The sequence below is a fragment of the Weissella sagaensis genome (genome assembly GCF_010306265.1).
Taxonomy (GTDB): Bacteria; Bacillota; Bacilli; order Lactobacillales; family Lactobacillaceae; genus Weissella; species Weissella sagaensis.
The window spans coordinates 119,034-145,111 of sequence record NZ_BLKA01000001.1; the positions used below are offsets into that span (position 1 = coordinate 119,034).

A 26,078-nucleotide genomic window follows, 5' to 3' on the forward strand; every position below is an offset into this window, starting at 1 on the left:
ATACATTTCTGATCATTTTCCAATGAACAAAAACATATCTTTGTCAATATCACTTTTTTACTGCACTAGCAAAAAAACGATTCAATTTATTCTTTTTCTTTAGCACTAGTCATAATTTTATCAACTAGACCATAAGCAAGTGATTCTTCTGCATCTAACCAGTGATCACGTTCTGTATCTTTTTGAACGTCTTCAAATGGCTTACCCGTATTGTTGGCCAAAATTTGATTCAACTTCTTACGTGTCTTCAAAATTTCTTGGGCAGCAATTTCAATTTCAGTTTGTTGCCCTTGAGCACCACCTGATGGTTGGTGAATCATAAACTGTGAATTAGGCAAAATAAAGCGCTTGCCCTTGGCACCGGAAGATGCAAGAACGGATGCCATTGATGCAGCCAAGCCAATTGTAATGGTTTGAACATCTGCACTAATGAAATTCATTGTGTCATAAATTGCCATACCAGCATTAACTTCACCACCTGGTGAGTTAATGTACATGTATATATCCTTATCAGGATCTTGAGCATCTAAGAATAACAACTGCGCAATAATAGCCGTTGCCATTTGTGATTCAATTTCACCATTAACCATAATAATACGGTCAATTAACAAGCGTGAAAAAATATCATATGAGCGTTCACCATGAGATGATTGCTCAATAACATATGGAACTGGTGTCATTTATACTTTCCTCCTCAAATTCAAAGTCAAAACATATTACCATTCTATCATTTCGTCAAGAATGGTCAAACTGTATTTAACTAATTCATTTATCCTCTTTGTAATTCCTTGGGCAACCGGCCGGTATCTCTAATTTCATCAGCCATTTTCGTCAACTTTCGCAAGCGATGATTCACACCAGATTTCGAAATAACACCAGAGGGCACATATTGGCCTAGAGCTGATAATGGCTCTTCACGATGTAATAAACGAATTTCTGCAATCTCTTTAAGTTTTTCAGGCAACCGTCCCAGCCCAATTTCTTCATCTAAGAACAAAATATCATCTATTTGTTTTTGACTCGCATTAACTGTCTTATCTAAATTAGCATTTTCTGCATTAACTAACCGATTAACCGAATTACGCATATCCCGAATAATGCGAACATCTTCCATACGGAACATGGCATTAGTCGCACCGATTACCTTCATCATATCGCCAATTTTTTCGGCTTCTTTCAAATAAACAATGAACCCCGATCGACGTTCAACAACTTTCGCATTTAAATCAAAGCGATTCATTAAACCTGCCAACTGTGTTGCTTGTTCTTCATATAATGAATATATCTCTAAATGATAACGACTGGTTTCTGGATTATTTACTGAACCCGCTGCTAAAAAAGCACCTCTAAGATATGAGCGAGCCTTACCTTCTGGTACTAACCATTCATCTGGAACAGTTGGCAATAACTCAAAATTTTCAAAAATGTGTAAATCATCCAATAAACTACTAACACCTTGCGTAATCCGAACAACATACAAGTTATTCTTTTTTAATTTCATTTGGCGTCGAACCGAAATTTCAGAAGGCAATCGATAAAATTGCTGTAGCAACCCTAAAATACGCCGGGCCGTAGCTGCATTTTCAGTTTGGACATTCAACGTAAAATGTTGATTCGTTAATCCAAGTGAGCCATTCATTCGTAACAATGCTGATAACTCAGCTTTAGCATTATCTGGATTACTAATTTCTAAGGTGGTTAACTCCTTTTTAACATCACTTGCAAATGACATTAGCGCCACCTCCTACTTCATTTCATTTATTCATCAGCGGCAATTTGCATAATCAACTGTGCAACAGCATCCCCATCATGAAAAGCGCCGTCATCACGTAATGCTAATAAATCACCTATAACTGGGGTAGCACCTTGTTCTTTAACTGATTCTGGATCTGAATCAACCTGTAAAGAAATCTCGTTCCAGCGCTGCCAGTCAATATAATCTTCAGGAACTTTACCTGTATTCATAATAACAGCATCAACAACGCGTTCACCCACGTGCTCATTAATCGCTTTTACATGGTCAGCATCTGTAAAATTATCGGTTTCACCTTTTTGCGTCATGATATTCGCAATATACACAATTTTAGCTCGCGTTGCGCGGAGTGCTTCAGCAACATTAGGCACCATTAAATTAGGTAAGATACTAGTAAATAAACTACCTGGCCCAAGGACTACCACATCTGCTTCTAGAATTGCATTAACCACTTTTTTTGGTGATTGTATATCATGGGTAGCTGGTGCCGCTTGTGGCGTTACCCAGATATGGTCAATAACCTTATGTGCAGCTGTAATTTCGGCTTCACCTGCTAAATAGGTGCCGTCAGTAAACGCAGCATGCAATACAAGCGGTTCATTTGCCACTGGATAAACGTGTCCTTTAACTTGCATAATTTTAGCAAGAACTTGAACCCCATCAAAAATATCATGTTCTTTTTCAGCCATGGCAGCAATAATCAAATTACCTAGCGAATGATGTGCCAGCATTTCGTCTTCTGGCTTAAAACGATATTGAAAAATATCAATTAGACTCGCTGGCAATTGTGATAATGTTGCCATAACATTGCGAATATCTCCAGGTGGTACCATTTGTAGATAATCACGTAGGGTTCCCGATGAACCACCATCATCAGCTACCGTAATAATTGCGGTTAAGTCATTCTCATATTTTTTCAAACCATTTAAAACAACTGGTTGACCAGAGCCACCACCGATAACAACAATTTTTGGAGTACGCTTTACACTATATTTTTCAGTCATGACTGGTTCGCACTCTCCTTTCGTCGTTCAATATCACGATGATGTTCGTTCACAACCCAATTGGTAGCTAAGTCTTGACTTAATCGATGGGCAAAGGCCGTTGATCGATGTTGCCCCCCTGTACAACCAAAAGCAATCGTGAAATTACTCTTGCCTTCTGCTTTATACTTTGGTAGTAACCATTTAATTTGATTACTAATCCGTTGATAAAATTCTTCAGCGTCATCGGTATGCCAAACGTAATCGGCCACTGCACGATCTAACCCCGTTTGATTTCTTAACGATGCAACATAATAAGGATTAGTTAAAAAGCGGACATCCAGTATCATATCTGCATCTAATGGTAACCCATATTTAAAACCAAAACTCATAACTTGAACCATAAAAGTATTCGCTTGATCATCTTTTGACCCAAAATGCTGTTGAATATAATTACGTAGTTGTCTTGGTGCAAAGTCATCAGTATGGATAACACCGCTTGCCAAATCATGAATTTCGCTTAATTTTTGTCTTTCTAATTGGATACCATACAATGTCCCACCTTCACCAGAAAGTGGGTGAGAACGACGTGTTTCTTTATATCGTGCCACCAATTCTTCGTCAGATGCATCAATATAGATAATTTTCATATCATATTTATTGTGACTATTTTTTCTTAATTTATGAATTTCTTCATCTAAATCATCAAAGAACCGTTGTGAGCGTAAATCAATCATGACTGCAGCACGTTGAATATTTTCTTCGTCAGAAATCATTTGCCAAAATTTTGGTAGCATAGCTGGTGGTAAATTTTGGACCGTAAAGTAGCCAAGATCTTCAAATGCCTGGATAGCAACAGTTTTACCTGCACCACTCATACCAGTGACAATGATTAATTCTTTTTTGCCCATCTAATCCTCCCCCTATCTTTTAATCCTATCCATTGTATCATCTTAAGACACACCCGGGCATGTTTTAGTCATGCATTTATCAAACAACACGACAATATAAAAGTTGTGATACTCAAAAAGAGCATCAAACATGGTAGATTGATGCTCCTTAAACTTATTTCATGATCATCTTAAAAAATAATTTTTTGTGATATCACTTATTTACTTTTTAGTTGTTTGACGATTTGCTTCGTGCAATGCTTTAAGCGCACGCTTACGTGTTTTAATATTTGGGCTCTTCATTTTGCGTCGAGCTGATGCTGTATCCATTTTTTCTGCCATGATAGTTACCTCTCAATGCGTTTTAACTTACAAAATATAAGTATAAATAGTTTGCTATTAAATTGCAAGGATTCACGTTCAGCCTAACGATCGTGCTCGTTGACGATCACGCGCCATAATTGGACCTAAATATCGACCTGTATACGACTCAGGTGTTGCCGCAATTTCTTCTGGTGTCCCAGCTACTAGTACATAACCACCGCCTTCACCACCTTCAGGTCCCATATCAATTAACCAATCTGCCGTCTTAATGACATCTAAGTTATGTTCAATAATCAAAACGGTATTACCACTATCAACTAGTCGTTGTAATACCTCTAACAAACGTGAAATATCAGCCACGTGCAATCCAGTTGTTGGTTCATCAAGGATATAAACTGTTTTACCAGTAGACTTACGTTGTAATTCAGATGCTAATTTCATACGCTGTGCTTCCCCACCAGATAAGGTAGTAGCTGCTTGTCCTAATTTAACGTAACCTAACCCAACATCAACCATAGTTTGTAATTTACGACGAATCTTTGGAATTGCCGCAAAAAAATCAACCGCTTGTTCGGCTGTTAAATCTAAGACATCAGCAATTGTTTTACTGCGATACGTAACCTCTAAAGTTTCTGAATTATAGCGTGTTCCACCACAAACTTCACAAGTGACGTAAACATCAGGCAAAAAGTTCATTTCAATCTTAATGACGCCGTCACCCTTACATGCTTCACAGCGACCACCTTTTGTATTGAAAGAGAAACGCCCTTTTTTGTAACCACGTAATTTGGCTTCATTCGTTTGTGCAAACAAATCACGAATATCATCGAATACTCCTGTATAAGTCGCTGGATTCGACCGTGGCGTCCGACCAATTGGACTTTGATCAATATCAACAATTTTATCGATATTTTCATAACCCGTTAATTTACGATACTTACCCGGCTTTTCAGAATTACGATTAATTTCCATTTTAAGCGCCCGCTTTAAAATGGTATTAACTAGCGTAGACTTTCCTGATCCGGAAACACCTGTTACAACCGTTAATTTACCCAATGGAAAATCTACTTTAATATTCTTTAAATTATTCTCAGATGCGCCAGTCACCGTAATTTTTTGACCATTACCTGAACGACGTGTTGTTGGCACTGGAATAAATCGTTTACCTGATAAATATTGTCCCGTTAATGAATCTTCATTGGCTTGAATTTCATCTGGTGTTCCAACCGCCATAATTTGACCACCGTGCTCACCAGCACCAGGACCCACGTCAATCAGATAGTCAGCTGCTCGCATCGTATCTTCATCATGTTCAACTACAACCAATGTATTACCTAAGTCACGCATTTGTTTCAGTGATTGAATTAAGCGCGCATTATCACGTTGGTGTAACCCAATTGAGGGTTCATCTAAAACATACATCACGCCTGATAGATTAGAACCAATCTGTGTTGCTAACCGAATTCTTTGTGCTTCACCACCTGATAGCGTCCGAGCCGAACGTGACAACGTCAAATAATCTAGTCCAACGTTTTTCAAAAAACGCAAACGATCTTTAATCTCTTTAACAATGGGTGCTGCTACTTCTTGATCTTGTTGTCCAAAGGTTAAGTGTTCAAAATACGCTAATTCTTTAGCAACTGATTGTTCTGAAATTTCACCAATATTTAACTGACCAACTTTAACCGAAAGTGCACCTTCATTCAAACGATAACCATGACAGGCATTACACGTTAATTCGTTCATATAGCTACGCATTTGCTCACGCGTAAAGTCTGAATTTGATTCACGATAACGACGATTAATGTTATTCATAACCCCTTCAAAATTAACATCCACATCACGTACACCACCAAAATCATTTTCGTAATGAAAATGGAAAGTATTTTCTTCATCGCCATACAATACCAACTGACGCTGTTCGTCCGTTAAGTCTTCAAAAGGCACATCCATCGGGATATTAACTGATTCTGCAAATTGACGTAACATCTCGGGATAATAAGATGATGAAATAGGATTCCATGCTGCCAAAGCACCCTCTGCTAAAGTTTTACTTTGATCAGGTATCACCAAATCAATATCAACCTCTAATGTTATACCCAAGCCCCCACAAACTGGACAAGCGCCAAGTGGTGCATTAAAAGAAAATAATTGTGGTTCTAATTTCCCGACTGCAAACTTTTTCAAGGCGCCTGTATAATGATCAGAATAGGTTAATTGTTCGCCACCAATAACATCAACTGTTACTAGACCATCAGCTAACCGCATTGCTGATTCAAAAGATTCAAACAGACGTGCGCGTGAATTGTCACGTAAAATAATCCGGTCGACCACAATCGCGATATCATGATATTTATTTTTATTTAATTCAATTTCATCAGTCACCTCATGCATCTCCCCATCCACTAAGAAACGAACAAACCCTTCTTTTTGAATCCGTTCAAAGGCTGTTGCATGTGATCCTCTTTTATGCCGAATAATGGGAGCCAAAATCTGCATTCGGCTTCCTTCATTTAGTTGCTCTGACAAATCATTTAACATTTGATCAATTGATTTTTTTACAATAATACCATCAGTTGTTGCATCTGGCTTACCTACTCTAGCAAACAACAACCGATAGTAATCATTAATTTCTGTAACGGTTCCCACTGTCGAACGGGGATTTTTAGATGTTGTTTTTTGATCAATTGAAATCGCTGGACTCAAACCATCAATAGCATCAACATCTGGCTTATCCATTTGTCCTAAAAACTGACGGGCATACGATGACAAGCTTTCGACATATCGTCGTTGTCCTTCAGCATATAACGTATCAAATGCCAATGAACTTTTTCCTGACCCAGATAAGCCTGTCATGACAACAAATTTATCTCTAGGAATTGCAACATCTACATTTTTCAAATTATGCGCGCGGGCACCATGAATCTTTATCCAATCATTGACCATAAAACGTCTCCTTTGCTCTGCTCTACTGCTTATATTATAACGCTTTTAGCAATTTTTTGTTAGTTAAAACCTAATCCATCACGCCATCATTAATTTTAACGAAATATAGCCCGTTTTTTTACAATTTTTTTAATAATTATCAACCAACGCTTATAATTTCACGTATAATAGACTGTAATATTACTCAACGGAGGTCGTCAACTCATGAATCATAAGGCTGCCAAAGCATGGTCTTTGCGCTGGATTGCACAACATCTTGCGTCACTTATTTTATTAATTGGTGCTGTGTTAGCTGCTGCAATTGCTTTAACGGCGTTAGTTATTGGAGTTGAAGAAGTCATTGCGCTTATCTTTGCTCAACGCTTTATCAATACCTATACCAACGTCTATGGAAATGCTTGGTCAACTATTTTTTGGCATTTCACCATCGTCTTTTCACTAGTGACATTTTGGTCTGCTGTTGACACTTTTATTCCGGAAAATAAAGAATCATAAGTACAATAAATAACAAAGGACGCCTACATAGTGTAAACGTCCTTTTTACTTTGCTAAAAAAATTTAGGGGTTGCTGTTTGATGATTCATTTCTGGCACCATTTGAACATCTAACAATTGTGGCGATTTTAAATTATTCCCTGCTAACAAGGCCTGACCAATACCAGCTTTAACAATTTGTTGTGCGTGTGCTTGCAATACTGGCAATTGCGCAAGTTCACTCGCTGTATTTAACTGGTGCACTAAATAATGACCAAATTGTCCCAGTAACTGTGGCGCAAGATCTAACGGACTTTGTGTTGTGAGCATCAAAAATAATCCCAATTTACGTCCTTCACGAGCAATTCTAAAAATCCCCGTCGTCTCTAAATTGTCAGCCATCAAATAGCGATGTGCCTCATCAATTAATACTGTTACCGGCACACTATGTTTTAATTGTTGCTTTTCTCGTAAAAGCGCTGTCGTTAACAAAGACACCAACACCTTACCAAGCGCTAAATTATCAGCAAATATTGAACAGTCAATTACTAAAATTTTATGGTCGCTTTTATGACTTGCAAATAACCGCAATAAGTACATCACATCTGTCTGCATGTCAGTTGCTTCAACGCTCGCCTCATCTACCATTGGCATATGGAATAATCGCTGAAACCGTGGCTGACTGGTTAGTCGTTTAATTCGCCGAATAAGCGGTAAACATTTTTTAAAACCTGCTTCATCAATTTCTTGCCCAATTAAATCAAAATCATCTACAGGTACTGCATATTCTTGGCGTAATTGTTCTGGTAATAAGTTGATATCAACGGGTTGTGGATAATGATACAAACGTTTAACATCTGCCTCAAAAGCTTGCCACGATCGATTTACTTTTTTATAAACTCCTGGTTGGCCGATGATATTTTTTTGAATCTTTAAACTCGTTAGTGCATCCGTTAATTTTTCCTGCACATCTGAATCAGTAACACCAAATAATAAGTTAAAATCCGCCCCTGTTAACTGTTCATAATCAATGTACGCATTGTAACCAAGTTTAGCAACAACTGCATTTGGTAAATGTTGGTATTCCCCTGTTGGATCAATAATCATCGTTGTTTGATTAGCATTCATCAATCCATGCAATATTGTCATTGCACTCGTTGATTTACCGCTACCAGTCGCCCCTAAAATCAATAAATGTTGCTGTAATAAATCATCAGCCGAAATCGTTAACTGACTTGATAATGGTATTGAAATCATATTTTCCCCTTCTTTATTTGCTTAAATTAAACGGATAATATCCCACAGTATATTTAAGAGCCAAACCCCTGACGTTGCAATAAACAACCATTTTATTTTATTCCGTCTACCAAAAATTGCGCATGCAAATAGAAGCATGAAAATCCCATGATACCAAATGACATGTGGTGTAAACACATCAAATAATGAATAAATTCCTAAAAGAATCATCATTACACCAACTAATATCAGTACCCCATCACTAAAAATGCGTTTCTTTTTCACGTCACTTACTCCCTCATATAAAATCACTAATTATATGTTACCTTTTGTCAGCTCATAATGCGATAGAAATCGCTTGCAAATTTACAATTTAAATGCGACAGTAGTGTTAGATTATTAAGGAGGATGCATTTATGTCAATTCCAGAAGTCACATTAAATGATGGTCACAAATTACCAAACTTAGGACTAGGAACATATCAATTAAAAGGTGGGTCAGGACTACAACAAGTTCTAGCTGCTATTAAAAGCGGTTACCGGCTAATTGATTCTGCTACAAATTATGATAACGAAGGAATCGTTGGTAAAGCAATTCGCATGTCCGGCGTACCTCGTGCAGAATTCTTTGTAACTTCTAAACTACCTGGTAAGTATCATGATTACGAAAGCGCTCGCGATGCTATTCAAGAGTCACTAGCTCGAATGGGACTGGATTATTTTGATCTATTTATCATTCACTGGCCTTTGCCAAAGCGTGGTCTATATGTCGAAGCATGGCAAGCCTTAGTTGATGCACAAAAGCAAGGTTTGATCCGTTCAATCGGTGTTTCAAACTTTGAACCTGAGCATCTAGATCGTATTATTGAAAAAACTGGTGTGACACCTGCTGTTAACCAAATCGAAGTGCACCCCTACTGGGTTCAAGAAGAAAACTTATTAGAAAACTTACGTCGTGGTGTTAAGGTACAAGCATGGAGTCCTCTTGGCCGTGGTAGTTCTGCATTAAAGGAACCTATTGTACAAGAAATTGCCGATAAGTATGGTAAGTCAACGAGTCAAATCATTACCCGTTGGCACCTTGATCGTGGCATTATTCCTGTTTTACGATCAGCAAATCCAGCTCACCAACGTGAAAATCTTGACGTCTTTGATTTTGAACTAACAAACAGTGAAATTACTGCTATTAATGACCTAAATCGTGCGGATGGCCGTATTGATGGTCAAGACCCTAACGAGTATGAAGAATTTGAGTAAAAAATAAAGAGCGGATATAACTACCGTTTTGAAGTCTAAAATAAGTCGTAAATTTGGCATGTTGCCGCAGCGTAGCGTAGGCGCGTGACATATTTATTACTTATTTTTGACGGACTGGTAGTTTATCGCATTTATACAAAGAGCGGATATAACTACCGTTTTGAAGTCTAAAATAAAAGCCAGTGGCTGATGCTTATAGCATCGTCACTGGCTTTTTCATTTGCTAACTAATCCATCATCAATTCACGCACACGTTCCTGTAACTTAGGCACAATTTCAGCCTCAAACCACGGATTTTTACGTAACCAAATATTGTTACGTGGGGATGGATGAACAATTGGTAAATATTTCGGACCAAAAGTTTCATACCTTTTAATAACAGCTGTCATGGACTCTGTTTTTTTAATTGGCAAATAATAATGCTGTGCGTAAGCACCAACTAAAATAACAAGAGCAACTTTGGGCATTTCAGCTAACAGCTTTGGATGCCATTTAGTTGCAAAATCTTTACGAGGTGGCAAGTCACCATTTTTCCCCTTACCTGGAAAATAAAAATCCAACGGCAAATTACCGATTTTTCCACTATGATAAAATTCGTCAGCTGTAACCCCCATCCACTCACGTAGACGATCACCACTTTTATCATTAAATGGTATACCAGTTTGTTCAACTTTTGCTCCTGGTGCCTGACCAATAATCAAAATACGGACGTCCGGACCAACTTGATAAACTGGTCCTATTCCACGTTCCGTATAAACTTTATTTTGTTCATCGGCCATAATCGCCTGTTTAATGGCATCACTCATTTTTAACCTTCTTCTGGCATAACTCCTAAAACAATGGCACTATAAGGACTCATCTTGACACGCTTATCACGAACTTGGACATCCCCAGCTTGCTGAAGCGTTTGCCCAGTTTGTACCAAATTAACACGCGCCGCTTTTGTACCTAAGTTGACTAATACCGTCAATACTTGTTGACCTAAGCGACGTTGATAACCAACCACTGTATCTGGCAGTGACCGCATTGGCTGAAAATCACCATTAATAATTACTGGTTCCCAGTCTGAATGATGGTGTAACGCACCTAACGCTTGATAATATTTTAAAACAGATTGATTATGCTGTTGCTCACTAGCAACATTAATGCCGTCTCGGTCATTACCCATTGCAAGCCAAGGTTGTACATCAGAAAAGCCACCATAGACACTATCATCCCACTGCATCGGTGTCCGCGCATTGTCACGTGACTTATGGTTAACTGCTTCTAATGCATCTGCTGCAGTATAGCCATCTTGTAAGGCCGTATTATAATTATTAATTGATGACACATCATTGAAATCTGCAATGCTTTGGCGTTCAAAGTTCTTCATACCAATTTCTTGTCCTTGATAAATGAAAGGCACACCTGGCAAAAAGTAATACATTGTCCCTAATGCTTTAGCGGCCTGGGGTGTTTGATAATTTTTATCTGGTACGAGCTTCGATAAGACACGTGGCTGGTCATGATTTTCTAAAACATTTGCTAGCGAACCTTGTGCGTTAGCCGTTGTTTCTTGCGCATCAAAGAATGCATTTCTCAAATCTATTGCTGTCCAATCAGCACGACCACGATACCATTCATCATCATTTTTTACATCAATATTCATATATGAAAAATCAAAGACCATTGAGAAATAACCATCAGGTCCCACAAAATTTGGTAATTCTTTATCAGACAAACCATAGGCTTCACCAACAGTGACAGCATCATACTTATCAAACGTTTCTTGTTTCAATTCCGTTAAGAATTCACCCACTCCCGGTCGGTTACGTCCCTTCTTAACAACTGATGCTAAGCCATCCACATCATCAGCAGGGATACTTAACCAATCTAAGTCCTTTTTAATATGCGTAATGGCATCTACACGAAAACCAGCAACCCCCATCTCTAGCCACCAATTAATCATGTCATAAATTGCTCGACGTAGCTTTGGATTTTCCCAATTTAAATCAGGTTGCTGTTTGGCAAATGTATGGAAATAGTACGTATCAGGATCATTTGGGAGTGGCTCCCATGTTGAACCACCAAAGATACTGCGCCAATTATTAGGTTTTTCACCATTACTTGTTTTCTTGAAAATATAATAATCACGATATGGACTATCAGGATTTGCCAATGCATCCTTAAACCAAGCATGTTGGTCAGATGTGTGATTAACAACCAAATCCATAATAATTTTAATATCACGCTGCTTTGCTTCAGCTAATAATGCTTTAAAATCATCCAGCGAACCAAATTGTGGATCGATGGCTTGATAATCCGAAATATCATAGCCCATATCTACCATTGGTGATTGATAAATGGGCGAGACCCAGATCATAGTAACACCAAGGCTCTTGATATAATCTAAGTGACTAATGATTCCTTGAATATCCCCAATACCATCATGATTGCTATCTTGAAATGATCTTGGATAGACTTGGTAAACAACTTCGTTTTGCCACCATTTTGTTGTCATATTATAATTCCCCCACTATAAAAATGCGATGATGTTCTTTTTCTATCTACTGACATCTTAACAGGTTGTGTAAACGTTTACAATCAATAAAGATAGTCTTTTCAGACTACTAAATTTCCCACACTCAAATATGAAAAGCCATCCATAATCAGCACTGCATTTGTTATAATAATCATACAAACAGGAGGTTAATTATCATGACTACAAGCATCGATTATTGGATTAAAAACTTGCATTTAGAACCTCATCCCGAAGGCGGTTACTTTACTGAAACAACCAAAAGTGAGCAAACGCTTGCTTTGCCTCAAGGAACACGCACTTTATATACATCGATTATTTTCTTATTAACATCTGAAAACCCATCACACTTTCATCGGTTGAAATCTGATGAAACATGGTTATATCATGCTGGTAAACCATTAACAGTTCATTGTATTTTCCCCGATGGTCATTATGAAGGCATCAAGATTGGTCCTAACATCGAAAAAGGAGAAACATTATCGTTTACAGTACCGCACGACACCATTTTTGGCTCAAGTGTTGATACTGGCTTTAGTATCGTCAGTTGTATAGTAGCGCCTGGCTTTGACTATCAAGATTTTGAACTATTTACACAGCAAGACTTATTAAGCGACTATCCACAACACAGTCAGATAATCGAAAAATTAGCGTATAAAGAAATTCCGAAACACTAATAAACTAAACAAACAGACTGGGGTGTTTTTAATATCCCAGTCTGTTTGTTTAGTTTATTTTCTTCTTAATGCCAACAAATCATGTGACAAAGCAGCAGTTTGTGTATAAATACGTTTATAAATTTGATAATATTCATCATATTTTGCCACACTTGCCGGATTGGGTTCATATGTTTTATCAAAACTTGTAAAGGTATTAGCAGCATCTTGAACGCTCTCAAACCAACCTAACCCAACTGCAGCTAAAATAGCGGCTCCCATACCGGGTCCTTGCTCATTTTTCAATGCAACAACCCTGGTATTAAATATATCTGCTTGAATTTGCAGCCACAAAGCAGATTTAGCGCCACCACCAATTGCCACAACTGTCTCAAAATTTGAGCCAGTATTTTCATAAATTGCAAATAAATCTTTAAAGGAATAAATGATACCTTCCAACACGGCTCTGACAAAGTCACTTCGCGTTTGCGTACCATCAACACCAATAAATGAACCGCGAATATCACCATCTCCACGTTCACCAACAATGTATGGTGTAAATATTAATCCATGTGCACCGATGGTAGATTCTTGCGCTAAGGCAACCATTTCATCAAATGAAAGGTCACTTGCAAATGTTTTCTTAAACCATGACAATGAATAGCCCGCTGATAAAGTCACGCCCATTGAATAATATTTGTGAGGAATTGCATGGTTGAAAAACGTAACTTTACCATGGTAATCAATATCAGCATTATCTTCATACTTTAGCACAACACCTGATGTCCCAATTGACGACATTACCATATTAGGTTTTAAGATAGCTGCACCTACTGCACCAGCTGCATTATCTGCGGCACCACCGATTACTTGTGTTTTTGTTGATAGCCCTGAAAATTCTGCATACGTATCAGAGATTGGCCCAACATTATCAATTGATTGAATAATTTCTGGAAACATGGTTGCTGACAAACCAAAAGCCTCCTGCACTAAATTAGACCAGGTTCCTGTTGCAACGTCTAATGCTACAGTACCAGCTGCATCCGAAATTTCCATTTGTAGCTTTCCCGTCATGCGATAACGTAAATAGTCTTTTGGTGTCACAATCTTATGAATTTTTGCAAAATTTTCTGTTTCATTTTCTTTTAACCATAAAAGGGATGGTAATGTAAATCCTGCCTGTGCTCGATTACGAGTAACTTGTAAAAAGTCATCCCCTAACTGATTATTGATCTCTTGTACCTGCTTTGTAGCACGCGTATCATTCCATAAAATTGCCGGTCTAATGACCTTGTTAGCTTTATCCAACGTGACCAATCCATGCATCTGACCAGAAAAAGAAATCCCTTTAATTTGTTCAGCTGTAAGATGGTCATTTAAAATTAAACGAACAATCGCCACAGTTGTCCCACTCACCCATTCTTGTGGATTCTGTTCACTATAACCTGGCGCCGATTGTAATAATGGATAACTGTATGTTTCTTGAGCTACAATATTTCCTTGTCGATCAACTGCAGATACTTTAACTGCAGACGTCCCCAAATCAACTCCTAATACAACATCTTTTGGCATCGTGTCCCCTTTTTTTGATAAATTAATTTCATATATGATATCTTCAAGCTTACTAAAAATTAACTAAAGATACTACCTCTCATAACTTTTCCACACAAAAAGCCAACCAACTATGGACAGCTGATTGGCTTTTACGATTCATTACAATTGTGCTTCGATTTCATCAAATACTTTTTGAACACCGACCCCAGTTAATAAGGAGACCCCATTAATAACCTTATCCTTAATGGCACTTGGTACCATAGTTGTTGAAACAACAATATCATAATCATCATTTTCAATTGCACTAACTTCATCGGCAATCTTTGATTGTAAAAACTTTACTTGATCAGTTTTGCCAACTGATGCTAGATAATCCTTAATCTTTCCAGTTGCAACAGTTGATGTTGCAATTCCAGTTCCACATACGACCATTAATGACTTTGCCATGATTATATCTCCCTTTTTAAACTAAAGCCGCTTTATTCTGAAATCGGCTTATCTGACTTTCTAAACTTATTTAACCAAATCATCAAGCCTAGTACAATAGCAAATACAATTGCCATACCACCCCATGACATCAACTTTCCCATACCAACAATTAGTAAGGTCGTCCAAGCACCACCATCTGATAGAACAGAAATTGATGTTGCACCGTTCATTGCGAAGTGGGCTGACTTAGCAGCTGATGTTAGCAAAGGTGCAATCCATGATGCAATATACAATGAAACTGCTAAATCAATAACACCCCCGACAACAATTCTAAACACGTTTCCACCAAATACAGCAGCCATAACAGCTAACATAAATGGAATAGTTGCCAAATCACCGAACGGCAAAACACGATTACCTGGTAGGATAACAGCGATTAGTAGTGAAACTGGCACCAAAATCAATGATGCTGACAACACCGCTTCTTGACCAACAGCTAAGGCTGAATCCATACCAATATATAAGTTACGACCAGGGAATTTCTTTTGAACCATCGTATTAGCTGCTTCGGAAATAGGTGATAACCCTTCCATCAAAATAGCAACCATTCGTGGCATCAAAATTAGGACAGCTGACGTTGTAATTCCCAAGTTTAACATCTTGGTCAAATCATATTGTGCCAAAGCACCAATAACAATTCCAATAATTAGTCCCATAACAGCTGAATCACCAAAAATCCCCAATTTCTTTTGAATTGTTTCTGGTGTCCAATGAATATTTTTAACACCTGGAATACGATCCAATAACCAATTAATTGGTAGTGCTAATACGAAACCGGGCGCTGAAGCACCTTGTGGGAATGAAATGCCTTCTAAGCCATAATGCTTTTGAATCGTTGGCGCAGCCAAATCAGCTAAGAAGTAAATCCACATTGCATGGACGATCATTGTAAACAAACCTAAACCAAAATTATTAGTTGCTGCATAAACTAATGAACCTGAAAAGGCAATGTGCCAGTAATTCCATAAATCGACATCCAACGTTTTAGTTAGACCAATGACCAACAAGAAAACATTTAAAGCGACACCAATCGGAATTGCTAAACTTCCTAGTGTTGTCCCATAAGAAATGGCTGACGCTGCTGGCCAACCAACATCAATTGCATTTAATGACAACCCAAAATTCTTCACCATTGCTTGTGCAGCTGGTCCTAAGTTATCAGTTAGTAACCCAATAATTAAGTTCAACCCCGTAAAGCCAATTCCAACCATTAACGCGGCCTTGAATGCCTTACCTGGCTTAATTCGTAATACTAATCCAAAAATAAATAGTAGTAGTGGCAAAAATACTGTTGGACCAGCATCTAGTAACCAATTAATTACTGCCATAATTTTATCCCCTTTATTCTATTCCTGCATCTTTTAAGATTTGAACAACTTCATCTTCAGTTGTTGCTGCTAATAATTGCTGTATTTTTGCTTCATCTTGAATTAAAGCAATTAACGTTTGTAACATATCTAATTGTGAATGGGCTTCTTTCAATGCCAACATAAAAATAAATTTGACTTGTATTTTTTCTCCGTCACCCATTTGTAAAAATTGCACTGGTTGATGCAACCGCATAAATGCAATTTGATCATAATTAACATGTTCAGCATCGGTATGTGGCATCGCAATCCCAATTTTATCTGTTGCTAAACCTGTTGGAAATTCAACTTCACGTTTCAAAAGCGCTGGTTTATACGATTCTTTAACTGCCCCGCTTTTTAATAATTGATTCGCAAGCTTTCCCAAAGCATCTTGATTATCAGTTGCTGATTCATCTAGTAAAATAATTTTATCTGACAACACGATTTGCCACCTCCTTTATAAGTATTTTGAATGCTTCCTCTGATTTAATATGCCTTAATTTTTCCAATGATTGTTCTGCTAGTAATCCTTGTAAAATTTTGATAAGTTGTTCATCGGGTTGACTCTGATCAATGATTAACACCAAAGCCAATTGTTGTTTATCTTTGATTAAAAACAACCCCTGCGTCTTAATATTTGCTAATTCAACATGCGGTATACTAATCCCTTGTGCGACTACCGTACTACCAAGAGCTTCACGTTCAAGCATCGCTTGTTTTACGTGCTCTTCACTCAACTTAAAACGTTGCGCTGTTAATTGTGCAATCATTGGCACAGTTGGCATTGCGGGAATTGATAAAAACTCTAATTTAACCATATAGTAATTCCTCAACACGTCGCCGATCACCTTCATTAAACAAGGCACTCACCTGAATAACTGGTGAAATTGGTTGAAAATGAATTGCAACCGTGGATATAACCAAATCAACTTGTTCAAAGTGTTTTAAATTGATTTCATAATCACGTGCCGAAACAGTACCGACTATTTCAAAATCTGGAAAAGCTCGACGTACTCGTGTTTGTAACAATTGTGCTGTTCCAATACCCGTTGAACACATTAGCAGAACTCTTTTTCTAACACTCGCTTCTTCTAAAGCTCGAACAACATATAATGTTAAAAAACCAACTTCATCATCTGAAACGTGATAAGACGTACCGGCTAGTATTGTTTTTACCTGTGTAAATGTTGCATTATAGCTAAACTGAATATCGTTCAATAGCGGATTAACAATTAGTATGTCCTCTTTTAAACGATGAATCATTGGTCGAACATGGCCAATCAGAGCATTTTTCAAATTTTCAACATTCACGTGATTTGGTAATGACAATTCATCAACCAAATAAGCTACTAATTGGTGCGCCTCACCATCTTGACTATCATCTAATGTTCGGTCATAACGTAATCCGACTAAATATAAGACAAGATTATTAACCTCCTCAGGGTTAATAACAACATGTGCATACTCACTTATATTATTAACTACTTGACGAGCAACTCGTAGTAATAACTCATCATAATGAACCTTTGACTGTTCCTTAATGATTGACTCACTATTATGTTGCCTGACTCTATCCAACAAAATGTAGAGGTGTGAAAAAATATTAACAGTATACGGATCTAAAATTTCAACATCCAATTCCTTTTCAATCAGTGTCATTTGTGAACTAATAAAAGCCTGATCTTTTTTAGTAATATCTGGAAAAACACCGGCTAATCCTTCAACAACTTGTTGCGTAACTGTATTTTCCAATAAAAAATAATTTAATGCTTTACGCACTTGTGACTCTGTTCCAACCACTTTTGCGTTACCAGCAGATCGATCAATACTGATATGAAATGGTATGAACAGCTCATTTAAAGCATTTAAGTCACGATGTAAAGTTGACTCCGAAATATATAACTTTTCTAACAAATGCCAGCGGTTTAGTCCACGAGGAAATGAATGTAATAAATTAATAGCTAAATCAATTTGACGTTGCTCATCTTGTTCCGTTGCTGATGTTGATATTTTGTTATCTATCAAACGGTAGCCTCGGCCTCTTTGTGATTCCACAACCATATCAATTTGATTAAGTTTATTAATCGTTCGGTAAACTGTCTTTTTTGACACATTAAAAGTCCGCGAAATGGTTAAGGCATCCACAAAATCAATTTGCTGCCCTAAAAACATCAATATTTTATTATCTAAATTATTGCTGCTCATTCTTTCACTTCCTTTCTACATGTATAATTATAGCGCTATTTTTTGTAAGCGGTTTCTAAAAAATGGCCATTGCTATGGCCACTTATCCATTAAAAAGACATTTTATCTACCATCTTATCGCCAGATAGTGTAAAATATGGCTAATCATCTGCATAGGAGGGATCATGGGAAAAATACAACTTATTGGTAAGGCGGTTAAAATCGCAGCCCCTTTCGTTATCAAGGCTGCTCCAGCAGTTATTGAACAAGTTAATAAAATTAATGAACAGCAAAAAGAAAAAAAGAAGGACTATATTAAAATACCTGACGTCCTATCGCTCCCCATTAATGAAGCAACTGAAGTCTTAACAAAATACCATTTCAACTATTCGTTAATCAAACTACCAGCTAGCGGGAAGATTGCTTTGCAACCTGCTGATACCGTTCTAAAACTTACGCCTAAAGGTGGTAGTAATGTTTCACCTAATACATTCGTCAAACTGTATTATGCTGATGAAACAATTATTAATGAAAGCATGCAAAAACGCGACGCAACCCTTGCTAAAAAAACTGCCACAAAAGAAAAACACAAAGCACAAATTAAAAAGGTTGCTGATAAAGCAAAAAAAATAACAAAACATTAACCTAAAAATCTAGATGCACAATCTAGATTTTTTCGTATATACCAAAAAAAGGATCAATACATCTGTATCAATCCGTTAAATCTTTACTATTTAAGCTTTGAAAGCTTCATCAATTGCCTTGAATTCTTCATTTGACAACTTAACATCTAACGATTTAGCCAAATCCTTAGCTTGCTCAGCATTACGTGCACCCGGAATAACCAAACCAATGCTTGGATGTGCCATGTACCATGCCAAAACCACGTGCGTCATTGAAGCATCATGTGTCGCTGCAATATCTTTGATAACATCAAGTCCTTTGATAATTTGATCAAACTTCGCGTCATCCAAACGATCAAACTTGGCACGATCATCAGCACCATAACGACCTGTTAATAGCCCTGATTCCAATGGGAAATATGGCACAAACTTAATGTCATGTTCATCCAAGTAAGCAAAACGTTCTACTTCCTCATCACGATGCGCCAAACTATAGTAATCTTCATCAAAGTCCACTTTACCAGTAGCATTAGCTTCCTTTAGTTGATCAAAACTGAAGTTTGACACACCAATTGCACGAATCTTACCTGCTTGTTTTAATTCATCTAATGCTTCTACAGCTGCTAACTTATCTGAATCATCATCTGGGAAGTGAATAAAGAAAATATCAATATAATCTGTCTTTAACCGCTTCAATGAATCTTCAACTGTCTTAACCAAAAATTCTGGACTGTTATCTGGTGCTAAATCCTTATCCGGATTTTGAGCACCTTTAGTTGCAATAATAATTTTACTACGATCGTAATCCTGGATAACATCCCCAATGATTTCCTCTGAACGACCAACACCATAAACAAAAGCTGTATCAATGACATTAATACCAGCATCCAATGCTGCACGAACCAAATCATATCCATCTTGCTCATCTAAATTATCAAATAGATTATGTCCACCAACCTTGTTGGTTCCTAAGCCTAACTTATTTGCAAATTCTAAAGTCATCTGAATACCCCTCTATTGTTATATTTTTTGTATGAAGCTAATGCCTCATTTCATGTTTATGATAACATACTTTTCTTAAGTTAGTAAAAAATTCTATTTAGATTAAAACGTCACTTGCTCTAACACTAATAACGAACGTTTACGTTCAATCCCCCCAGCATAACCAGTTAATGAACCATCGCTACCAACCACACGATGACAAGGAATAAACAAGACAAAAGGGTTTTTACTAACCGCATTCCCCACTGCCCGCGATAATTTATTAGCCTGCGCCTCATCACTAGTAATCATCTGACAAATATGTTTATAAGTCACTGTCTGTCCATAAGGTACTTGTCGCAAGGCTTGTAAAACTTTTTTTTGGAAAATTGTGCCATTCATCTGTATGGTTAAACCACTATCATCTGGTTGTTCACCAGCAAAATAAGCTGACAACCATTTCTTCGCTTGCTTTAATATTGGTGTCTCTGCAAATATTGCTGAGGATAAATCATATTTACTACCAAAATGTTTCTGCCCCTCAAACCAACTTCCTAATAAAAATTCATCATCACTCAACAACGTTATCTTTCCTAATGGTGTATTAACAACTTGAACATATTGCATTATCTGTTTGTAATCTCCCTTATTGTTCCATCAAACGAATCACATAATTTAATTTCTTAACATTAGTTTCGGTTGCTTTAATCATTAAACCTTCCAACATCGTTATCACTAATAGACATTGTAAACGGCTTCGATTAATTTGATGCGCAACCCGTGCTGGCCAATTTATAAATGGTAATAATATTTTATCAAAATGGTCACCATGACCAAAAGCATATTGGGTCATCCACAAGCTCACTACCTTAGTTGCCACTAGCTGCTTCATAAATTTATCTTTATGCTTATTAATGTTTAAAACGGACCCATCCACTAAAACAATACTGGTCTGCATTCCCCGTGTCTGAACATTGCTAATATATCTAGCATTAATCCATGTTGTCGGACCACTTTTATAACTAGTAACTGGAATCAAAGCATAATTTTGCATAATCCAACTACGCATTTGTCCAGTTAAATCTGGCGGTAATAGACGATAGTACGCCTCGACTTGTTGTCCCCGCTTAAAAGCGGTTTTTTCTTCTAATCGTTTCAGTAAATGATTTGTTGAAACGTTAACGTCAACAACCATCCCATCAGTATAATAAATTCGTGAAACTGAACGTTGATAACGATCGTGTGCTGCAACAATCATCAATGTTGTTTGTGGACAAATATCGCCTGTTTCAGCAACGGACATTAAAATATCTGAACAATAACCCTTTTCTGATACTGTGACTGTATATGCCATTTTTCTTATTCCTCTATTCAAAATTATGCATAATGATTTTCATTTATCACTTGCTGTAATAATTTTAAACGGCGGTAATAAGTCATGCGATGCATTTTTAAACGTAAACAACGTTTAATCACCGTATCATCTGGATACATCACAAAATCAGTTACCAATTGTTTCAAATGTGTTGCCTGTCCATGGCAAGAAATCAACTTATCAATTGTCATTAAAAGTTCCAACTGTATAAAACTTTGTTCATCAGCAATCACTTCTGGCATCTCATTTGTAAATAGATGTCGTGTTTCGTATCGTTGTGAACCGCGTTGTAAATCACGCAAACGCCAAAGTAACCATTTAAATAACGTTGGATTATCGCGTGCTTGAAACACTTCACCAGCTAATAAACGTTTTAAAACAAGCAATCGTAATTCTTGCAAATAATCCTCAAAGTTAACACTGTGACGATACACACCACCTGCTTTAAGGACACCATAAATCAATAATTCATACTGTTGTAATTTCGCTGCCAATTCTTTAGTCATTGCAATTTCCTCTGGTCATATTTTGTGTTACCATAACACCCAAAATTGTTTGCATAACCACAGAAATAAGCAATATCACCAGAGAATATATGTTTACACGTATTTCCTAGGCATTTCACATATTGTACTAGCCATAGTTTTCATTCATTTTTATTATAAAAAGGGTAGACAGCCAAAAGCGTCTTAAATTGATATGCAAGATAAACATAAATCACCCCATATAATAACATTTATTCCCAATCCAACACTGCTTCAATACTATAGTTGTCACTACCACTAAGTAACTGTGAAACACAACAACGATTCTCGACCTCACTAACCAATGCTCGTGTTTGAGGTAAAGTTTGTCCAGGCACACAAACTTGCGCATGAACTAAAAATTCATAGCGTCCTTTCCCTTTTACGTATGAAATTTTTGCATGTGCCTTCGCTTGTTCATTAATATGATGTTCTTGTAAAATTACTGCCATCGTACCAACCAGACAAGTACACAACGACATCCCCAATAATTGTTCTGGATTGGTACCTGGTTCATCACTCAACGGACTACTCGTCTCTACAGAAATGCCGTTTTCAGCATAAGCATGGCCATTTAATCCTTCAACATTATATGTGTCAGTCGTGTACATTGCTTTATCCCATCGTATATCGTTTTTCATTACTAGTTCCCCTTTGTTTTATATAAGCTAATTGTAACCACTTTCTAAAAATAAAACACACATCAGCATCAATAAAAAATGTCATACACTGACACAGGTATGACATTTTATAAAATTTTCTATTGAATTATGCTTTATTTCTTAGTAACATCACCCTCGGCATCTTTTTTGACTTGCATATCGCTCATCGGAATATAACCCAATTTTTTAACTGTGCTCTTCATTGTATTCGACTTCATAAATTTAATATATTTTGTCGTATTTTTATCTGTTTTCTTTGTTGTATACATGTGCTCATATGCCCAAATTGACCACTTATTTTTTTGCACATTTTTTTCTATTGGACGTACTTTATCAATTGAAACAGGCTTTAAATTTTTAGCCTGACTACCTGATGTATACGAAAATGCTAAGTATGAAATTGCCCCTGGCGTTGTTGAAACAATCTTTTGTACAGCACCATTATCATCTTGCTCTTGTGAAGTTTTAGCAGTTTTACCATCTAAGACCTCTTGTTCAAAAGTAAATCGTGTACCAGACCCTTGGGCACGATTAATGACGGCAATCTTTTGGTCTTGACCACCAACCTCTTGCCAATTCGTAATTTTTCCTGTGAAAATGTCACGTAGTTGATCCATTTTTAAGTTAGATACTTTAACGTCTGCATTAACAACTGGCGTAATACCTACTACGGCTACTTTATGATCTTTTAATTTTTTAGCATCAATGCCATCTTTTTGTTCAGCAAAAATATCTGAATTACCAATCGTCACATTACCTTTACCGACTTGACTTAATCCAGCACCTGAACCACCACCCTGAACATTAACAGTTACGCCAGGATTACGATTACCAAATTCTTCAGCAACTTGCGCAGCTAACGGCTGTAGCGCAGTTGAACCAACCGCAGTTACCTGTTTCGTTGATGCAGCATGAACAGTAGTTCCCGTTAACCCACCAGCAGCAATGATTCCTGCTGTTCCTACTAACAATAACCCTTTTTTCATCACAAACTCCTTCTATGGTAGTTATAGTATCAAAAACAATAAATCGAATCAGCGTTGTCTTTTCGACACTTTTATTCTATTAAACATTTGTCATGGTTTAATAGGGAGTTCATGTTGGTTTGGTGTTATTTGTGTAAATATTTACCTTACAAACTTTTTGTTTTGTAAATTTACCAAAAATATCCTAAATTTTTATTTTTCAGTCCCTTTCATTCAACTTGCATGTCATAATAGTATTTATAAATAAAATTTTTTTGGGAGATTTATATGCTTAGTATGAACGACTTGATTCAACAACTACAAGACATCAAAGAGGCTTCATCAGAAGTCACTAAAGTACCTGGTGCCAAGACAATTTACTTAGGTGCTGGTTGGTTTTCAGAACAACAAATCGATACTTTAATTGCTTCATATAAAGCATTAAACAATAATCCAACGATTAGTTACGTTCATGTGCCATTACTTAACCAATTTGGTGGACAAGCTTTTGACGAAAATGGCGATTTTGAACCTGATTTTAAGTGGGCTGTTGCTACATATGATGCCGATATAACAGCCATCCAAAATTCTGACGTTACGTTAGGTGTTATTACAGCCGGTAATGAAGATAGTGGTACCGCATTTGAATTAGGTTATGCAAATGCTCTTGGTCGCCCAACAGTTGCATTCTACGACGGAGATTGGGTAGCTAATCCAATTAACTTGATGCCAGCTATTGGTCCCTCATCATACGTTCGTTCAACAAATGAGCTAGCAACATTTGACTTTATGAGTATTGCATCACGTATTTATGATGGAAAGATTATTTAAAATAATATATTGCTGTTAAATCACAGTATAAAAAATAAGGCCTATACATTGAAGAAATTCCCAATGTACGGGTCTTATTTTAATTATTAGAATAACAAAAAGTTTGTAATCCCACTTTAAATTTTAGAGTTACAAACTTTATTTCCGCTAATTTCGAATACTAGTTACCTCGACTTAATAAATCTTGTTTAATTTGTTCTTCTTTTCTCTCAAACTTTGGATACATTAACATAATTGCTGCACCAATCATGAAACAAATAGCAGGTAGCCAGATGAATGAAAACTTAATACCCGCTAATGCTGACGCAGTCTGTTGATGATGAGCTACATAACCAGATGCCGACATAATTTTAGAAGGCAAGAAACCACCTAAACCTGAACCCATTTTAATACAAAATGCACTACCAATTGCTGTTAAGAATCCGGCGGAACGAATTCCTGTCTTCCATTCACCGTAATCAACAGTGTCAGATAGCATGGCAAATGGCATTGAAACAGCAATTCCTGTTCCAATAGATGTAAAAATCCATGCTGCTGCAATCAGTGCAAAGCTATCACCGACAAATCCCATAAGAATTTGCCCAATTGTAGCAATAGTAAACCCAATAATTAATGTTTGTCCCTTTGAAAATTTTCTAACCATGAATGGAATTAATATATTCCCAACTACTTGGAATAAAACTAATCCGTTCAATAATGAAGCATAATTTTGATGACCTAAATTATATTGTGCATAATAAATAACTGTTGAAGTACGTACTGTATTTCCCAACCAGTACATTACATTTGCTAATACTATAATGATCCAAGGCCAGTTTCCCATCATAGATTTGAAGCTATCCTTAACTGGAATACTTTGTGTTTCTACTGGTCCAGAATTAACCTCTTGTGTTTTAGCAAATGCAAAAACAAACATTAGAATTCCAATAATAGAATAAATCGCAGCAGTTATCGCAAATCCTTTTTGATCATTACCCCCACCAAAAAATGCCACAAGTGGCAAAGTAAATGAGGCTGTGACAAAATAGCCAATATTTCCCCCAACCATACGGTAAGAATTTAATTTCACGCGTTCATTAGAATCACTACTTAAATTTGGCAAAATAGACGTAATTGGCGTTGAAATTCCGGTATAGATAATACCAGTAACAAGATAAGTTATTAAAGCATAAATACCTTTTTGTGTAGCTGATAAATCAGGCGATAAAAATGATAGTGTTAAAAAAATACCAAACGGCGCTGCTAACCACAAAAACCATGGCCGACTTTTACCATATTTTGAATGTGTATGATCAATAATTAATCCCCAAATGGGTGCATCTAATGAATCAATAACACGCGCAATTAATAAGATTGTTCCAGCTGCACCGACTGATATTCCAAAAACGTCAGTATAGAAGTAAAGAATAAAACTTGTTAGTGTACAATAAAGCAAATTTCCGGCTGTGTCAGTACTGGCATAAGCTAGAATATTTGTCATGCTTAATTTTTTTTGCATTATTTTTC

General features: G+C 36.9%; 28 protein-coding genes. 5 read left to right on the plus strand and 23 right to left on the minus strand.

The window, feature by feature from the left end; translation table 11 throughout:
• Positions 1 to 86: 86 nt before the first annotated feature.
• The 6 genes from G7Y65_RS00585 to uvrA form a co-directional block, all read right to left on the minus strand.
• Positions 87 to 680 (minus strand): ATP-dependent Clp protease proteolytic subunit, encoded by a 594-nt coding sequence (locus tag G7Y65_RS00585; protein WP_042491716.1) that lies wholly within the window; start codon positions 678 to 680, stop codon positions 87 to 89.
• 89 nt (positions 681 to 769) lie between these two features.
• Entirely contained in the window at positions 770 to 1,732 is a 963-nt protein-coding gene (whiA, locus tag G7Y65_RS00590; protein WP_042491717.1) for a DNA-binding protein WhiA, read from the minus strand.
• Positions 1,733 to 1,758: 26 nt separating this feature from the next.
• A complete protein-coding gene (locus G7Y65_RS00595; RefSeq protein WP_042491719.1) occupies positions 1,759 to 2,757 on the minus strand; it encodes a gluconeogenesis factor YvcK family protein in 999 nt (332 codons plus the stop codon).
• Positions 2,754 to 3,647 carry an RNase adapter RapZ gene (gene rapZ, locus G7Y65_RS00600; protein WP_137600424.1) on the minus strand — a complete coding sequence of 298 codons (894 nt, stop codon included), beginning with the start codon at positions 3,645 to 3,647 and terminating at the stop codon, positions 2,754 to 2,756. Before rapZ ends, G7Y65_RS00595 begins: the two co-directional genes overlap by 4 nt.
• Before the next feature lie 201 nt (positions 3,648 to 3,848).
• Positions 3,849 to 3,968, minus strand: a complete 120-nt coding sequence (locus G7Y65_RS00605; protein ID WP_137600423.1) for a putative metal homeostasis protein — start codon at positions 3,966 to 3,968, stop codon at positions 3,849 to 3,851.
• A 78-nt stretch (positions 3,969 to 4,046) separates the two neighbouring features.
• Positions 4,047 to 6,896 (minus strand): excinuclease ABC subunit UvrA, encoded by a 2,850-nt coding sequence (uvrA, locus tag G7Y65_RS00610; RefSeq protein WP_042491722.1) that lies wholly within the window; start codon positions 6,894 to 6,896, stop codon positions 4,047 to 4,049.
• A gap of 204 nt (positions 6,897 to 7,100) precedes the next feature.
• Here uvrA and G7Y65_RS00615 point away from each other — a divergent pair, with 204 nt between their 5' ends.
• The gene (locus tag G7Y65_RS00615; protein ID WP_042491724.1) at positions 7,101 to 7,391 is read left to right on the plus strand and encodes a hypothetical protein; all 291 of its coding nucleotides are present in this window, start codon (positions 7,101 to 7,103) and stop codon (positions 7,389 to 7,391) included.
• A gap of 53 nt (positions 7,392 to 7,444) precedes the next feature.
• Here the strand turns inward: G7Y65_RS00615 and G7Y65_RS00620 are convergent, their stop codons facing one another.
• Together G7Y65_RS00620 and G7Y65_RS00625 are read right to left on the minus strand one after the other, a co-directional pair.
• A complete protein-coding gene (locus G7Y65_RS00620) occupies positions 7,445 to 8,626 on the minus strand; it encodes an ATP-binding protein (protein ID WP_137600421.1) in 1,182 nt (393 codons plus the stop codon).
• A gap of 21 nt (positions 8,627 to 8,647) precedes the next feature.
• Positions 8,648 to 8,890, minus strand: a complete 243-nt coding sequence (locus G7Y65_RS00625; RefSeq protein WP_042491727.1) for a hypothetical protein — start codon at positions 8,888 to 8,890, stop codon at positions 8,648 to 8,650.
• 131 nt (positions 8,891 to 9,021) lie between these two features.
• On the opposite strand from G7Y65_RS00625, the gene G7Y65_RS00630 reads away from it, so the two are divergent.
• Positions 9,022 to 9,861, plus strand: coding sequence for an aldo/keto reductase (locus G7Y65_RS00630; protein WP_042491728.1), 840 nt, complete (start codon positions 9,022 to 9,024; stop codon positions 9,859 to 9,861).
• A 227-nt stretch (positions 9,862 to 10,088) separates the two neighbouring features.
• Here the strand turns inward: G7Y65_RS00630 and G7Y65_RS00635 are convergent, their stop codons facing one another.
• Entirely contained in the window at positions 10,089 to 10,667 is a 579-nt protein-coding gene (locus tag G7Y65_RS00635) for a uracil-DNA glycosylase family protein (RefSeq protein WP_042491729.1), read from the minus strand.
• Positions 10,668 to 10,669: 2 nt separating this feature from the next.
• On the minus strand, positions 10,670 to 12,361 hold the full coding sequence (locus G7Y65_RS00640; protein ID WP_141926903.1) for an alpha-glucosidase: 1,692 nt from the start codon (positions 12,359 to 12,361) through the stop codon (positions 10,670 to 10,672).
• Between the two features lie 197 nt (positions 12,362 to 12,558).
• On the opposite strand from G7Y65_RS00640, the gene G7Y65_RS00645 reads away from it, so the two are divergent.
• Positions 12,559 to 13,056: a cupin domain-containing protein gene (locus tag G7Y65_RS00645; RefSeq protein ID WP_042491731.1), complete on the plus strand. Its 498-nt coding sequence runs from the start codon at positions 12,559 to 12,561 to the stop codon at positions 13,054 to 13,056.
• A gap of 54 nt (positions 13,057 to 13,110) precedes the next feature.
• Here G7Y65_RS00645 and xylB read toward each other — a convergent pair whose 3' ends face one another.
• The 6 genes from xylB to G7Y65_RS00675 all read right to left on the minus strand — a co-directional run bounded on the left by xylB (position 13,111) and on the right by G7Y65_RS00675 (position 18,632).
• The gene (gene xylB, locus G7Y65_RS00650; RefSeq protein WP_141926905.1) at positions 13,111 to 14,607 is read right to left on the minus strand and encodes a xylulokinase; all 1,497 of its coding nucleotides are present in this window, start codon (positions 14,605 to 14,607) and stop codon (positions 13,111 to 13,113) included.
• A gap of 141 nt (positions 14,608 to 14,748) precedes the next feature.
• The gene (locus tag G7Y65_RS00655; RefSeq protein WP_042491734.1) at positions 14,749 to 15,036 is read right to left on the minus strand and encodes a PTS sugar transporter subunit IIB; all 288 of its coding nucleotides are present in this window, start codon (positions 15,034 to 15,036) and stop codon (positions 14,749 to 14,751) included.
• 32 nt (positions 15,037 to 15,068) lie between these two features.
• The gene (locus G7Y65_RS00660) at positions 15,069 to 16,406 is read right to left on the minus strand and encodes a PTS galactitol transporter subunit IIC (RefSeq protein WP_042491736.1); all 1,338 of its coding nucleotides are present in this window, start codon (positions 16,404 to 16,406) and stop codon (positions 15,069 to 15,071) included.
• A 13-nt stretch (positions 16,407 to 16,419) separates the two neighbouring features.
• Positions 16,420 to 16,869 carry a PTS sugar transporter subunit IIA gene (locus G7Y65_RS00665; protein WP_042491737.1) on the minus strand — a complete coding sequence of 150 codons (450 nt, stop codon included), beginning with the start codon at positions 16,867 to 16,869 and terminating at the stop codon, positions 16,420 to 16,422.
• Positions 16,856 to 17,245, minus strand: coding sequence for a PTS sugar transporter subunit IIA (locus G7Y65_RS00670; protein ID WP_042491739.1), 390 nt, complete (start codon positions 17,243 to 17,245; stop codon positions 16,856 to 16,858). The genes G7Y65_RS00665 and G7Y65_RS00670 overlap by 14 nt, the downstream gene beginning before the upstream one ends.
• Positions 17,238 to 18,632 carry a BglG family transcription antiterminator gene (locus G7Y65_RS00675; protein ID WP_165314476.1) on the minus strand — a complete coding sequence of 465 codons (1,395 nt, stop codon included), beginning with the start codon at positions 18,630 to 18,632 and terminating at the stop codon, positions 17,238 to 17,240. The genes G7Y65_RS00670 and G7Y65_RS00675 overlap by 8 nt, the downstream gene beginning before the upstream one ends.
• Positions 18,633 to 18,796: 164 nt before the next feature.
• Here G7Y65_RS00675 and G7Y65_RS00680 point away from each other — a divergent pair, with 164 nt between their 5' ends.
• On the plus strand, positions 18,797 to 19,255 hold the full coding sequence (locus G7Y65_RS00680) for a PASTA domain-containing protein (protein ID WP_042491742.1): 459 nt from the start codon (positions 18,797 to 18,799) through the stop codon (positions 19,253 to 19,255).
• Between the two features lie 90 nt (positions 19,256 to 19,345).
• Here G7Y65_RS00680 and G7Y65_RS00685 read toward each other — a convergent pair whose 3' ends face one another.
• From G7Y65_RS00685 to G7Y65_RS00710, 6 genes are all read right to left on the minus strand, one after another.
• Complete coding sequence (locus tag G7Y65_RS00685; RefSeq protein ID WP_165314477.1) at positions 19,346 to 20,236, minus strand: aldo/keto reductase; 891 nt, start codon at positions 20,234 to 20,236, stop codon at positions 19,346 to 19,348.
• 102 nt (positions 20,237 to 20,338) lie between these two features.
• Complete coding sequence (locus tag G7Y65_RS00690) at positions 20,339 to 20,842, minus strand: methylated-DNA--[protein]-cysteine S-methyltransferase (RefSeq protein ID WP_042491746.1); 504 nt, start codon at positions 20,840 to 20,842, stop codon at positions 20,339 to 20,341.
• 19 nt (positions 20,843 to 20,861) lie between these two features.
• The gene (locus G7Y65_RS00695) at positions 20,862 to 21,569 is read right to left on the minus strand and encodes a hypothetical protein (protein WP_042491748.1); all 708 of its coding nucleotides are present in this window, start codon (positions 21,567 to 21,569) and stop codon (positions 20,862 to 20,864) included.
• A gap of 23 nt (positions 21,570 to 21,592) precedes the next feature.
• Positions 21,593 to 22,096, minus strand: a complete 504-nt coding sequence (locus tag G7Y65_RS00700; RefSeq protein WP_165314478.1) for a hypothetical protein — start codon at positions 22,094 to 22,096, stop codon at positions 21,593 to 21,595.
• Positions 22,097 to 22,326: 230 nt separating this feature from the next.
• The gene (locus G7Y65_RS00705) at positions 22,327 to 22,755 is read right to left on the minus strand and encodes an OsmC family protein (RefSeq protein ID WP_042491750.1); all 429 of its coding nucleotides are present in this window, start codon (positions 22,753 to 22,755) and stop codon (positions 22,327 to 22,329) included.
• 134 nt (positions 22,756 to 22,889) lie between these two features.
• Complete coding sequence (locus tag G7Y65_RS00710) at positions 22,890 to 23,762, minus strand: phosphate ABC transporter substrate-binding protein PstS family protein (protein ID WP_042491751.1); 873 nt, start codon at positions 23,760 to 23,762, stop codon at positions 22,890 to 22,892.
• Between the two features lie 267 nt (positions 23,763 to 24,029).
• On the opposite strand from G7Y65_RS00710, the gene G7Y65_RS00715 reads away from it, so the two are divergent.
• Positions 24,030 to 24,572: a nucleoside 2-deoxyribosyltransferase gene (locus G7Y65_RS00715; protein ID WP_052348363.1), complete on the plus strand. Its 543-nt coding sequence runs from the start codon at positions 24,030 to 24,032 to the stop codon at positions 24,570 to 24,572.
• A gap of 160 nt (positions 24,573 to 24,732) precedes the next feature.
• Here G7Y65_RS00715 and G7Y65_RS00720 read toward each other — a convergent pair whose 3' ends face one another.
• Positions 24,733 to 26,070, minus strand: a complete 1,338-nt coding sequence (locus G7Y65_RS00720) for a glycoside-pentoside-hexuronide (GPH):cation symporter (protein WP_141926909.1) — start codon at positions 26,068 to 26,070, stop codon at positions 24,733 to 24,735.
• Positions 26,071 to 26,078: the final 8 nt, after the last annotated feature.

Coding starts and splice junctions, on each gene's coding strand:
- G7Y65_RS00585 (WP_042491716.1), bottom strand. CDS start 680: ATGACACCAGTTCCATATGTTATTGAGCAATCATCTCATGGTGAACGC.
- whiA (WP_042491717.1), bottom strand. CDS start 1,732: ATGTCATTTGCAAGTGATGTTAAAAAGGAGTTAACCACCTTAGAAATT.
- G7Y65_RS00595 (WP_042491719.1), bottom strand. CDS start 2,757: ATGACTGAAAAATATAGTGTAAAGCGTACTCCAAAAATTGTTGTTATC.
- rapZ (WP_137600424.1), bottom strand. CDS start 3,647: ATGGGCAAAAAAGAATTAATCATTGTCACTGGTATGAGTGGTGCAGGT.
- G7Y65_RS00605 (WP_137600423.1), bottom strand. CDS start 3,968: ATGGCAGAAAAAATGGATACAGCATCAGCTCGACGCAAAATGAAGAGC.
- uvrA (WP_042491722.1), bottom strand. CDS start 6,896: ATGGTCAATGATTGGATAAAGATTCATGGTGCCCGCGCGCATAATTTG.
- G7Y65_RS00615 (WP_042491724.1), top strand. CDS start 7,101: ATGAATCATAAGGCTGCCAAAGCATGGTCTTTGCGCTGGATTGCACAA.
- G7Y65_RS00620 (WP_137600421.1), bottom strand. CDS start 8,626: ATGATTTCAATACCATTATCAAGTCAGTTAACGATTTCGGCTGATGAT.
- G7Y65_RS00630 (WP_042491728.1), top strand. CDS start 9,022: ATGTCAATTCCAGAAGTCACATTAAATGATGGTCACAAATTACCAAAC.
- G7Y65_RS00635 (WP_042491729.1), bottom strand. CDS start 10,667: ATGAGTGATGCCATTAAACAGGCGATTATGGCCGATGAACAAAATAAA.
- G7Y65_RS00640 (WP_141926903.1), bottom strand. CDS start 12,361: ATGACAACAAAATGGTGGCAAAACGAAGTTGTTTACCAAGTCTATCCA.
- G7Y65_RS00645 (WP_042491731.1), top strand. CDS start 12,559: ATGACTACAAGCATCGATTATTGGATTAAAAACTTGCATTTAGAACCT.
- xylB (WP_141926905.1), bottom strand. CDS start 14,607: ATGCCAAAAGATGTTGTATTAGGAGTTGATTTGGGGACGTCTGCAGTT.
- G7Y65_RS00655 (WP_042491734.1), bottom strand. CDS start 15,036: ATGGCAAAGTCATTAATGGTCGTATGTGGAACTGGAATTGCAACATCA.
- G7Y65_RS00660 (WP_042491736.1), bottom strand. CDS start 16,406: ATGGCAGTAATTAATTGGTTACTAGATGCTGGTCCAACAGTATTTTTG.
- G7Y65_RS00670 (WP_042491739.1), bottom strand. CDS start 17,245: ATGGTTAAATTAGAGTTTTTATCAATTCCCGCAATGCCAACTGTGCCA.
- G7Y65_RS00675 (WP_165314476.1), bottom strand. CDS start 18,632: ATGAGCAGCAATAATTTAGATAATAAAATATTGATGTTTTTAGGGCAG.
- G7Y65_RS00680 (WP_042491742.1), top strand. CDS start 18,797: ATGGGAAAAATACAACTTATTGGTAAGGCGGTTAAAATCGCAGCCCCT.
- G7Y65_RS00685 (WP_165314477.1), bottom strand. CDS start 20,236: ATGACTTTAGAATTTGCAAATAAGTTAGGCTTAGGAACCAACAAGGTT.
- G7Y65_RS00690 (WP_042491746.1), bottom strand. CDS start 20,842: ATGCAATATGTTCAAGTTGTTAATACACCATTAGGAAAGATAACGTTG.
- G7Y65_RS00695 (WP_042491748.1), bottom strand. CDS start 21,569: ATGGCATATACAGTCACAGTATCAGAAAAGGGTTATTGTTCAGATATT.
- G7Y65_RS00700 (WP_165314478.1), bottom strand. CDS start 22,096: ATGACTAAAGAATTGGCAGCGAAATTACAACAGTATGAATTATTGATT.
- G7Y65_RS00705 (WP_042491750.1), bottom strand. CDS start 22,755: ATGAAAAACGATATACGATGGGATAAAGCAATGTACACGACTGACACA.
- G7Y65_RS00710 (WP_042491751.1), bottom strand. CDS start 23,762: ATGAAAAAAGGGTTATTGTTAGTAGGAACAGCAGGAATCATTGCTGCT.
- G7Y65_RS00715 (WP_052348363.1), top strand. CDS start 24,030: ATGCTTAGTATGAACGACTTGATTCAACAACTACAAGACATCAAAGAG.
- G7Y65_RS00720 (WP_141926909.1), bottom strand. CDS start 26,070: ATGCAAAAAAAATTAAGCATGACAAATATTCTAGCTTATGCCAGTACT.